Source organism: Pseudarthrobacter sulfonivorans, from assembly GCF_031454915.1.
Classification (GTDB): Bacteria; Actinomycetota; Actinomycetes; order Actinomycetales; family Micrococcaceae; genus Arthrobacter; species Arthrobacter sulfonivorans_C.
Genome location: NZ_JAVDRS010000010.1, coordinates 202,898 through 212,186, shown reverse-complemented (window position 1 = coordinate 212,186; position 9,289 = coordinate 202,898). Strand labels below are relative to the sequence as shown.

Below are 9,289 nucleotides of genomic sequence, written 5' to 3'. Positions count from 1 at the left end.
TGATGAATGCGTAGAGAACATCCATCACAGCAGGGCTACGAGCCCTTCAGCTTTCAAGACACGGAATCCGTTTCACCACGAACCACGGAGAGCCGTCATGCGCCGGTTGGGTCTCGCTTAGAATTGACTGAGATGTACGGACTTCGAAGCGCTTGATTTCGGGTTGCGTAGGATAACGAAACACGGAACGAGCGGCTGCGATTGCGCCAGTGGTCGGCTCATAACAGGAGGAATCCCCACATGGCTGAGCACAACGGCGGCAAACGCGGCGGCAACGACCGTGGCCCATTCCGCGGCACAAACAATTCCGGTGGAGAACCGCGTGGCTTCCGTTCCCGCGACGACCGGAACTCTGAGGCTCCGAAGCGCGCCCCGGGTGCCGGTGGGGGTGAGCGCAAGCCTTACGGCGACCGTGACAACAAGCCCTACGGTGACCGTCCGCGCCGTGAAGGTGACGGGGAACGGCGCAGCTTCGGCGGAGGCGGAGGCGGCGGTGAGCGCAAGCCGTTCAGCGGTGGAAGCGACCGGAAGCCGTTCAGTGGCGGTGGTGAGCGTAAGCCTTACGGCGACCGTGACAACAAGCCCTACGGTGACCGTCCGCGCCGTGAAGGTGATGGCGAACGCCGCAGCTTCGGCGGAGGCGGCGGTGAGCGCAAGCCCTTCAGCGGTGGCGGCGACCGGAAGCCGTTCAGCGGCGGTGGTGAGCGTAAGCCTTACGGCGACCGTGACAACAAGCCCTACGGTGACCGTCCGCGCCGTGAAGGTGACGGCGAACGCCGTGGTTTCTCCGGGGGCGAAAACCGCAAGCCCTTCAGCGGCGGTGGTGAGCGTAAGCCTTACGGCGACCGTGACAACAAGCCCTACGGTGACCGTCCGCGCCGTGAAGGTGACGGCGAACGCCGTGGTTTCTCCGGGGGCGAAAACCGCAAGCCGTTCGGCGACCGCCAGGACCGTGCACCCCGCAGTTTCGACCGCGGTGACTCTGGCCCCCGCCAGTTCGGCAGGGACCGTGCGGAAGACCGTCCGGCCCGTATTCCCAACGCCCGCGATCTTCGCAGCGCCAACCGTCCCGACCGCGAACGTTCTCCTGAGATCGATGAGGATGTCACGGGCAAGGAGCTCGACCGCGCCACCCAGCACCAGATCAAGACGCTGGAAGCGAAAAGCGCTGAGTGGGTTGCCCGCCACCTGGTGATGGCGGGTCGTTTGATCGATGAAGAACCCGAGCTTGCTTTTCAGCATGCCCTCGCGGCCAGCCGGCGCGGCGGCAGGCTGGCGGCCGTCCGGGAGGCGGTTGGCCTGACTGCCTATGCGGCCGGACACTACGGCGAAGCACTGCGGGAGTTCCGGACGTACCGCCGCATCAGCGGTTCCAACGTCCACCTGCCCGTGATGGCGGACTGCGAGCGAGGACTGGGCCGGCCTGACCGTGCACTCGATGTGGTGCGCTCCGAGGAAGCCAATGACCTTGACGCGCCGGGCAAGGCCGAGCTGGCGATTGTGGCTGCGGGAGCACGGACCGACCTTGGCCAGCTGGACGCCGCCGTGGCAGAGCTCGAAATTGCCCAGCTGGACATCAACCGGGCGTTTTCCTACAGCCCCAGATTGTTCCGTGCCTACGCCGACGCCCTGGCCGCTGTAGGTCGCAATGATGAAGCTGCAAAATGGCAGAAGCAGGCCGTAGTGGCTGAGAATGCGCTGGGCCTCGGTGTTGACGAGGAACCGGACATCGTGGATCTGGGCTGGGACGAGGAAGAGGAAGCCCGCGAGGAATCGCAGCGCCGCCGTTTGCTCGAGCGCGCTGCCGGAGGCCCTGAAGTCGCCGCCACGTCTGCCCCTGCTGATACCGCCGCTGCCACGGCTGCGGAGACCGCGGCGGAATCACCCGGGACCTCCGGCGTGGACGCCGCCATCGACGACCTGGAATCCGATTATTTCGAGTCCGATGACGCCGAGTCTGATGAGGATTCCGCCGAAGCGGATGAGCTGGAATCTGAGGAAGAGTCTGAAGAAGCAGCGTCAGACCAGAATGATTCGGCCGACGGCGGGAACGATGACGACAGCCACTCCGAGCGACAGGACAGCTAGCCCGCTATGACTGAAGTTTCCCTGATCTCCCTGTTTGACGCGCTCCTGGCAGACCTGGACGGCGTGGTGTACGCAGGCCCGCACGCCATCCCCGGCGCCGTGGAGTCACTGCAGCAGCTGGCTGGACTGGACATTGGCCTGGGATATGTGACCAACAATGCCTCCCGCACGCCTGCGCAGGTTGCTGCTCACCTCCGTGAACTGGGAGCGCCGGCGGAGGACGGCCAGGTGGTCAGTTCCTCGCAGGCCGCGGCCGACCTCCTGTCATCCATGCTGCCTCCCGGGGCAAGGGTACTGATCACCGGCAGCCCCGCGCTGGCGCAGGAGATCGAGCTGGTGGGCCTGACTCCGGTCAGCAGCCAGGACGAGGACCCGGTGGCCGTGGTCCAGGGGTTCAACCCCGGGATTGGGTGGAAGGAGCTGGCCGAGGCCGCCTACGTGGTCTCTGCCGGTGCGCTCTGGGTGGCCACCAATACGGACATGTCCATTCCGCAGCCACGCGGGATGGCCCCGGGCAACGGCACCCTGGTGGCGGCCGTCTCGGCAGCCACCGGCCAGACGCCACTTGTGGCGGGCAAACCGGAGGCCCCGCTCTTCCATGCCGCGGCCAAGCGTCTGGCCGCTGACCGCCCGCTGGTAGTGGGCGACCGGTTGGACACAGACATCCTGGGCGGCAACAATGCAGGTTTTGCCACCGTGGCGGTGCTGACCGGCGTCGACAACACAAACACCATCCTCGCTGCGCGTACTGCTGAACGTCCGGTCTACATCATCAACGAGCTCAGCGACCTGCACCGACCGTACCCCGCCGTAGACCACGTCGACGGGACCTACCGCTGCGGAGACGCCTCAGCCCAGGTCAACGGGGATACGGTCAGCATCCGGGGCCGGGAGAACGACCTCGACGCGTGGCGGGCGGCCTGTGCCGCCTGGTGGGCTGCCGTGCCGGAAACCGCCGAGGCCAGGGCGCCCAAACTCGAATGGCGCACTCAGTAGACTGGTCCAATGACTGAGCTGAACCAAGAGCACCATCCCGAACCAGCCCAGCAAACCCCCGAATGGCCCCAGACCGCCGCGCAACGGATCAGCGATCCGGACATTGCGGCCATCGTTGACGCCTTGGACGGCGTCCCGGACCGGCCGGTCGCAGAGCACGAAGCTGTCTACGGCGAACTGCATGACGCCCTGCTCCAGGCGTTGAACGAAGACGCCCCCAACAAAGGTGAAGGAGAGGCCTGAAGATGGCACGGCTTGACCAAGCCCTCGTAGCCCGCGGCCTGGCGAGGTCACGGACCCACGCCGCCGCGCTGATCGCGGACGGCAAGGTTAGTTCGGCCGGGCAAGTCCTGTCCAAGGCGTCCCTGCAGGTGCCGGAGGACAAAGACCTAACGGTCGAGCACACCGAAGAGGACAGCTACGTCAGCCGCGCCGGCCACAAACTGGCCGGGGCGCTGGACGCATTTCCCGCTGTGACCGTCGAGGGCAAAAGGTGCCTGGACGCCGGTGCCTCTACCGGCGGCTTCACCGAGGTGCTCCTGCGGCGCGGTGCAGCACATGTTGTGGCGGTCGACGTCGGACACGGCCAGCTGGTCCCGCAGCTCCGCGCGGATACGCGGGTAGCCGTCCACGAGGGCCTCAACGTGCGTTACATGACGCCCGCGGATATCGGCGGACAGGCCGAACTCACAGTGGCTGACCTCTCCTTCATTTCACTGACCCTGGTGGCCCATCCGCTTGCCATGTGCACTCAGCCCGGCGGCGACCTGGTGCTCATGGTGAAGCCGCAGTTCGAGATCGGCAAGGACCGCCTTGGCCGCACCGGTGTGGTGAATTCAGAGCGCGAACGCCGGATGGCGGTGGAAAAGGTCGCCAATGCAGCGCTCGACGCCGGACTGGACTTATGCGGCCTGGCGGCCAGCCCCCTGCCGGGCCAGGACGGAAACGTCGAATACTTCCTGTGGATAAAGCGCAGGATGACCCAAGACCTGCCTAAGATCGAAGAGCGCCACGCAGCCATTGACGGCTTGCTTGGCCGAATCTGGCCGAACCACTAGAAAGCGGAACTCGATGAGCAGGCGAGTACTTGTCCTTGCCCACACTGGCCGCGAGGAATCACTGAAGGCTGCTTGGGAAGCCTGCGCCCAGCTGTATGACGCAGGGATCGTTCCGGTGATGCAGGAATCCGAGCTGGCGGACATGGAAAGATTCTTCGGTCAGCTCAACCAGCCCGTGGAGATCCTGCACGACCACGTACTGCTGCCTGACGTGGAGCTTGTGATGGTCCTCGGTGGTGACGGCACCATCCTTCGCGCCGCTGAGCTGGTCCGCGAAGTCGACGTCCCGCTGCTGGGCGTCAACCTGGGCCACGTTGGTTTCCTTGCCGAGAGTGAGCGCGCCGACCTCGCCCAGACCGTGGAATGGATTGCCCGCCGCGCCTATACGGTGGAAGAGCGCATGACCATCGATGTCCAGGTCTGGGTCCGCGGCCAGAAGATCTGGCACACGTGGGCCCTCAATGAGGCTGCGATCGAAAAAGGAAACCGCGAACGCATGCTCGAGGTGGTCACCGAAGTCGACGAGCGCCCGCTGACGACATTCGGTTGCGACGGCGTGGTGCTTGCCACCCCCACAGGATCTACCGCGTATGCCTTCTCCGCGGGCGGCCCTGTGGTCTGGCCCGAGGTCGAGGCCCTGCTGATCGTTCCCATCAGCGCCCATGCGCTGTTTGCCAAGCCCCTGGTGGTATCGCCGGCGTCGCGGCTGGCCGTGGAAGTCCTCTCCCGCAACGGTGCCCAGGGTGTGCTCTGGTGCGACGGCCGGCGCTCCGTGGATCTGCCGCCTGGTGCGCGCGTGGAAGTGACGAAGTCCGCCACCCCGGTCCGGCTCGCAAGGACGCATCAGACGCCGTTCTCCGGCCGGCTGGTCCGCAAGTTCGAGCTCCCCATCCACGGCTGGCGGGGACCCGTGCCGCAGTCGGAGGAAATCCACACCGGACCCCTTCCGATCGTCCGGACACTCCGGCCCATGCCGCCGCTTCAGGCTATGTCCGGAGAACAGCCAGACGATGACACCGATCCCGCGAACGCAAAGTGAACCATGCTTGAAGAACTGAGAATCCGCGATCTGGGCGTTATCACCGACGCCACCCTGCCGCTGGGCCCCGGGCTGAGCGTTGTCACCGGCGAAACCGGTGCCGGTAAAACGATGGTGGTCACCGCCGTCGGCCTTCTCCTGGGTGCCAGATCCGACGCCGGCGCCGTACGGAGCGGCGCTAAGAGCGCCACCGCGGAGGCCGTCCTTAAGCTCGACGCCGGGCACCCGGCGATCGCTCGGGCGGTTGAGGCGGGCGCCGACGTCGAAGAGTTCGACGGCGGCGCAGAACTCATCCTGGCCCGTCGCCTCGGAGCGGACGGGCGCAGCCGCGCATTTCTGGGTGGGCGGGCCGCTCCCGTGGGCGTTCTCGCTGAGATCGGGGAAACCCTCGTGGTGGTCCACGGCCAGTCGGACCAGATCAGGCTGAAAGGGGCGGCAGCCCAGCGCGGAGCCCTGGACAAGTTCGCAGGTGACGCACTGGCAGGACCGCTGGGTACTTACCAGGCGCTCTACAGCCACTGGAAGGCGGTCCAGACAGAGCTGGAAACCCTCCGCAGCGCCGCACGGGACAGGCTCCGCGAAGCCGAGTCGCTGGAGATTGCCCTCGCCGAGATCGACGAGGTGGATCCGCAGCCGGGGGAGGACGAGTCCCTCAAAGCGGAGGCCGTGAAGCTGGCCAACGTGGAGGAGCTCAGGATCGCGGCCAACACCGCGCACCAGGCGCTCATCGCGGAAGACTATGGCGACGAGGGCGACGCCACCACATTGGTGGACGCTGCGAAACGGACCCTCGAGCACGTGGCCGAACACGACGCCGAGCTCGGGGCAGCCGCGGCACGGCTTGCGGAAGTCGGCTTCCTGCTCAACGACATCGCCACTGAGCTGGCCAGTTACCAGGCCGGCCTGGACTCGGAAGGGCCGGAACGGCTCGCCGAGATCGAAGACCGGCGGGCCGACCTGGCCAAGCTGGTCCGCAAATACGCCCCCAGCATCGACGAAGTCCTGCAGTGGGCCGAGAACGCCCGGGTCCGCTTCGATGAACTGCAGGACGATTCCACCCGGATCGAGGCGCTGGACGCAGACGTAATCCGGACCGAAGCGGAGCTGCAGAAGCAGGCGGCCGCCATCAGCAAGATCCGGGCCAAGGCTGCCAAGGACCTTTCCGGCCGCGTCAGCGCCGAGCTGAAGGCACTGGCCATGGCCGATGCCACCCTCGTGATCAACCTCGAAAATGCCGGACAGCTGATGCCGCACGGCGCGGACGAGATCTCGTTCCTGCTCCAGCCGCACTCCGGGGCCCCGGCCCGCCCGCTCGGCAAGGGCGCCTCGGGCGGTGAACTGTCCCGTGTGATGTTGGCCATCGAAGTGGTGCTCGCAGCAGTGGACCCGGTGCCTACCTTTGTGTTCGACGAAGTGGACGCCGGCGTCGGCGGGCGGGCCGCCGTCGAAATCGGCCGCCGGCTGGCCATGCTCGCCCGGCACGTCCAGGTCCTGGTGGTCACGCACCTCCCACAGGTGGCGGCGTTCGCGGACCAGCACATCACCGTCACCAAAACATCGGTCAGGGGAGCCGACGGCGGCACCGCCACCGGGTTCACATCCAGTGATGTCCGGCTCCTCGACGGCGCCGAGCGGGTGAAGGAGCTCGCCCGGATGCTGGCCGGCCAGGAGGACTCCGAATCGGCGCAGGCCCACGCGCAGGAGCTGCTGGATGACGCAAAGCTGCTGCCGCAGCGCGCCTAGCTGCGTCGGGACAGGGCCGTGAGACGGCCGATGGTGCGGGCCATCATGGCGTGCACCACCAATGGATGCAGAAGGCGCACTGGGACGAAGTACAGCCGCCCCTGCCAGCCCTTCAGCCGCACTGCCGTGGTGACCCGCAGCAGCCGGGCGCCGGCGTCGCAGGCCACGCCGCACCGGAAGTCCAGGTGCGTGTCATCGGCGCTGATCAGTGCTTCCTCGCCGCGGACCTCGGAGACGGCGAACACCCCGGCCGGCGCCTTGCGAATGCCCACCAGGCCAACCACTGCCTGCCGCAGCCCCATCAGGGCTGTCACCCAGCCCGGCATGGATTGCAGCGAAAACAGCTCTTCGGCCCAGACGCGCGGATCCGCGGAGGTGCCCTCGGGAACTGGGAGGACAATCACATCCGCATAGTCCGGCTTCGGGATGGACTGCAGTGCCAGTGACCGGAATACCGGGAAATTCCCCGCGTCCACGCCGCCGGCAGTGCTTGATGACTTGTCTTCAGGGTTCGGATCCATTGTCACCCCTTGATCGTAAGGCTGTCCGCACTGCAGACTGGAGCATTTGGGGAACAGTTCCGGATCCGTGGAAGGTTCATTTGATGATAGGCTCGAATTCCGTGGTGCAGCGATCAAATTCCCGTGTAAATTCCCGGTTCCCGGGCTCGTCCAAGACGACCAAACACATCTTCGTAACCGGTGGTGTGGCGTCCTCGCTCGGTAAGGGACTGACGGCTTCGAGCCTCGGTCACCTGCTGCGGGCACGCGGCTTGTCTGTAACTATGCAGAAGCTCGATCCATACCTGAACGTGGATCCGGGCACGATGAACCCCTTCCAGCACGGTGAAGTCTTCGTCACAGACGACGGCGCCGAGACGGACCTGGACATCGGACACTACGAGCGGTTCCTCGACGAAAACCTCGAAGGCTCAGCCAACGTCACCACCGGCCAGGTCTACTCCACCGTGATCGCCAAGGAACGCCGCGGAGAATACCTCGGCGACACCGTCCAGGTCATCCCGCACATCACCGATGAGATCAAGCGCCGCATGCGCCTGCCCGCTGAAGGCAAGAACGCGCCGGACGTCATCATCACCGAAATCGGTGGCACCGTAGGCGACATCGAATCGCAGCCCTTCCTCGAGTCGGCCCGCCAGGTCCGCCAGGACATCGGCCGCGGCAACGTCTTCTTCGTCCATGTCTCGCTGGTTCCTTACATCGGGCCGTCGCAGGAACTGAAGACCAAGCCGACCCAGCACTCCGTCGCAGCCCTGCGCTCCATCGGCATCCAGCCGGAGGCAATCGTGATCCGCTCGGACCGCGAAGTCCCCGAAGCCATGCGGGCCAAGATCGGCCGCATGTGCGATGTCGATATCGAAGCCGTCATCGGCTGCCCGGACGCCCCGAGCATTTACGACATCCCCAAGACCCTGCACACGCAGGGGCTGGACTCCTACATCGTCCGCGCCCTGGACCTGCCGTTCAGGGATGTGGATTGGACCAGCTGGGACAAGCTGCTCGAAGCGGTCCACAACCCCAAGCACTACGTCGAAATCGCCCTGGTAGGCAAATACATCGACCTTCCCGATGCCTACCTGTCCGTAACTGAAGCCCTGCGCGCCGGCGGCTTCGCCAACGACACCAAGGTCAAGATCCGCTGGGTCCCGTCGGACGAATGCGAAACCCATGAGGGCGCGGTCGCGTCCCTCGGCGGCGTGGACGCCATCTGCGTTCCCGGCGGATTCGGAATCCGCGGCCTCGAAGGAAAGCTGGGCGCCCTGAAGTACGCCCGCGAGTCCAGGCTGCCCGTCCTGGGCCTTTGCCTTGGCCTGCAGTGCATGGTGATCGAGTATGCGCGCAACGTGGTGGGCCTCGAAGGCGCATCCTCCAGCGAGTTCGAGCCTGACTCCAAGTACCCGGTGATTGCCACCATGGAAGAGCAGCTGGACATTGTGGAAGGCAAGGGCGATCTGGGCGGCACCATGCGCCTTGGCCTGTACGAGGCAAAGCTGGACGAAGGCTCCGTTATCGCCGAAACCTACGGCAAGACCACTGTCAGCGAACGCCACCGCCACCGCTACGAGGTCAACAACAAGTACCGCGAACAGATCGCAGCCGAGGGCCTGGTGTTCTCCGGAACATCACCGGACGGCAAACTGGTGGAATATGTTGAACTGCCCCGCGAGGTCCACCCGTACTACGTGGCAACCCAGGCCCACCCGGAACTGAGCTCGCGTCCCACCCGGCCCCACCCGCTGTTCAGTGGACTGATCAAGGCCGCTCTGGACCACCAGAACGCACAGAACGCACCGGCTGCCAAGCAGTCACGTACGGTTGCCGCAAAATAGAACCGAATAAGTAGA

The 9,289-nt window shown here is 65.7% G+C and carries 8 protein-coding genes; 7 read left to right on the top strand and 1 reads right to left on the bottom strand.

Translation table 11 applies throughout. The features are described 5' to 3' along the window. Positions 1-240: 240 nt before the first annotated feature. From J2808_RS19900 to recN, 6 genes are read left to right on the top strand one after another with little or no spacing between them, the layout of a single operon-like run. Positions 241-2,088, top strand: a complete 1,848-nt coding sequence (locus J2808_RS19900; RefSeq protein ID WP_309820101.1) for a hypothetical protein — start codon at positions 241-243, stop codon at positions 2,086-2,088. 6 nt (positions 2,089-2,094) lie between these two features. Beyond that, positions 2,095-3,084, top strand: a complete 990-nt coding sequence (locus tag J2808_RS19895; protein WP_309820099.1) for an HAD-IIA family hydrolase — start codon at positions 2,095-2,097, stop codon at positions 3,082-3,084. A gap of 9 nt (positions 3,085-3,093) precedes the next feature. Further along, complete coding sequence (locus J2808_RS19890; RefSeq protein ID WP_309820097.1) at positions 3,094-3,327, top strand: hypothetical protein; 234 nt, start codon at positions 3,094-3,096, stop codon at positions 3,325-3,327. Between the two features lie 2 nt (positions 3,328-3,329). Then, complete coding sequence (locus J2808_RS19885) at positions 3,330-4,142, top strand: TlyA family RNA methyltransferase (protein WP_309820096.1); 813 nt, start codon at positions 3,330-3,332, stop codon at positions 4,140-4,142. Positions 4,143-4,155: 13 nt separating this feature from the next. Further along, positions 4,156-5,181: an NAD kinase gene (locus tag J2808_RS19880; RefSeq protein WP_309820094.1), complete on the top strand. Its 1,026-nt coding sequence runs from the start codon at positions 4,156-4,158 to the stop codon at positions 5,179-5,181. Positions 5,182-5,184: 3 nt separating this feature from the next. Further along, positions 5,185-6,924 carry a DNA repair protein RecN gene (recN, locus tag J2808_RS19875; RefSeq protein ID WP_309820092.1) on the top strand — a complete coding sequence of 580 codons (1,740 nt, stop codon included), beginning with the start codon at positions 5,185-5,187 and terminating at the stop codon, positions 6,922-6,924. On the opposite strand, the gene J2808_RS19870 is transcribed toward recN, so the two are convergent. Continuing rightward, complete coding sequence (locus J2808_RS19870; protein ID WP_309820090.1) at positions 6,921-7,445, bottom strand: DUF2867 domain-containing protein; 525 nt, start codon at positions 7,443-7,445, stop codon at positions 6,921-6,923. The genes recN and J2808_RS19870 overlap by 4 nt on opposite strands. A gap of 83 nt (positions 7,446-7,528) precedes the next feature. Between J2808_RS19870 and J2808_RS19865 the strand changes: the two genes are divergently transcribed. Further along, entirely contained in the window at positions 7,529-9,274 is a 1,746-nt protein-coding gene (locus J2808_RS19865; protein ID WP_309820089.1) for a CTP synthase, read from the top strand. Positions 9,275-9,289 lie beyond the last annotated feature (15 nt).

Bases quoted from the DNA above. Each gene is read 5' to 3' on its own strand.
- J2808_RS19900 (WP_309820101.1), top strand. From the start codon at position 241: ATGGCTGAGCACAACGGCGGCAAACGCGGCGGCAACGACCGTGGCCCA.
- J2808_RS19895 (WP_309820099.1), top strand. From the start codon at position 2,095: ATGACTGAAGTTTCCCTGATCTCCCTGTTTGACGCGCTCCTGGCAGAC.
- J2808_RS19890 (WP_309820097.1), top strand. From the start codon at position 3,094: ATGACTGAGCTGAACCAAGAGCACCATCCCGAACCAGCCCAGCAAACC.
- J2808_RS19885 (WP_309820096.1), top strand. From the start codon at position 3,330: ATGGCACGGCTTGACCAAGCCCTCGTAGCCCGCGGCCTGGCGAGGTCA.
- J2808_RS19880 (WP_309820094.1), top strand. From the start codon at position 4,156: ATGAGCAGGCGAGTACTTGTCCTTGCCCACACTGGCCGCGAGGAATCA.
- recN (WP_309820092.1), top strand. From the start codon at position 5,185: ATGCTTGAAGAACTGAGAATCCGCGATCTGGGCGTTATCACCGACGCC.
- J2808_RS19870 (WP_309820090.1), bottom strand. From the start codon at position 7,445: ATGGATCCGAACCCTGAAGACAAGTCATCAAGCACTGCCGGCGGCGTG.
- J2808_RS19865 (WP_309820089.1), top strand. From the start codon at position 7,529: ATGATAGGCTCGAATTCCGTGGTGCAGCGATCAAATTCCCGTGTAAAT.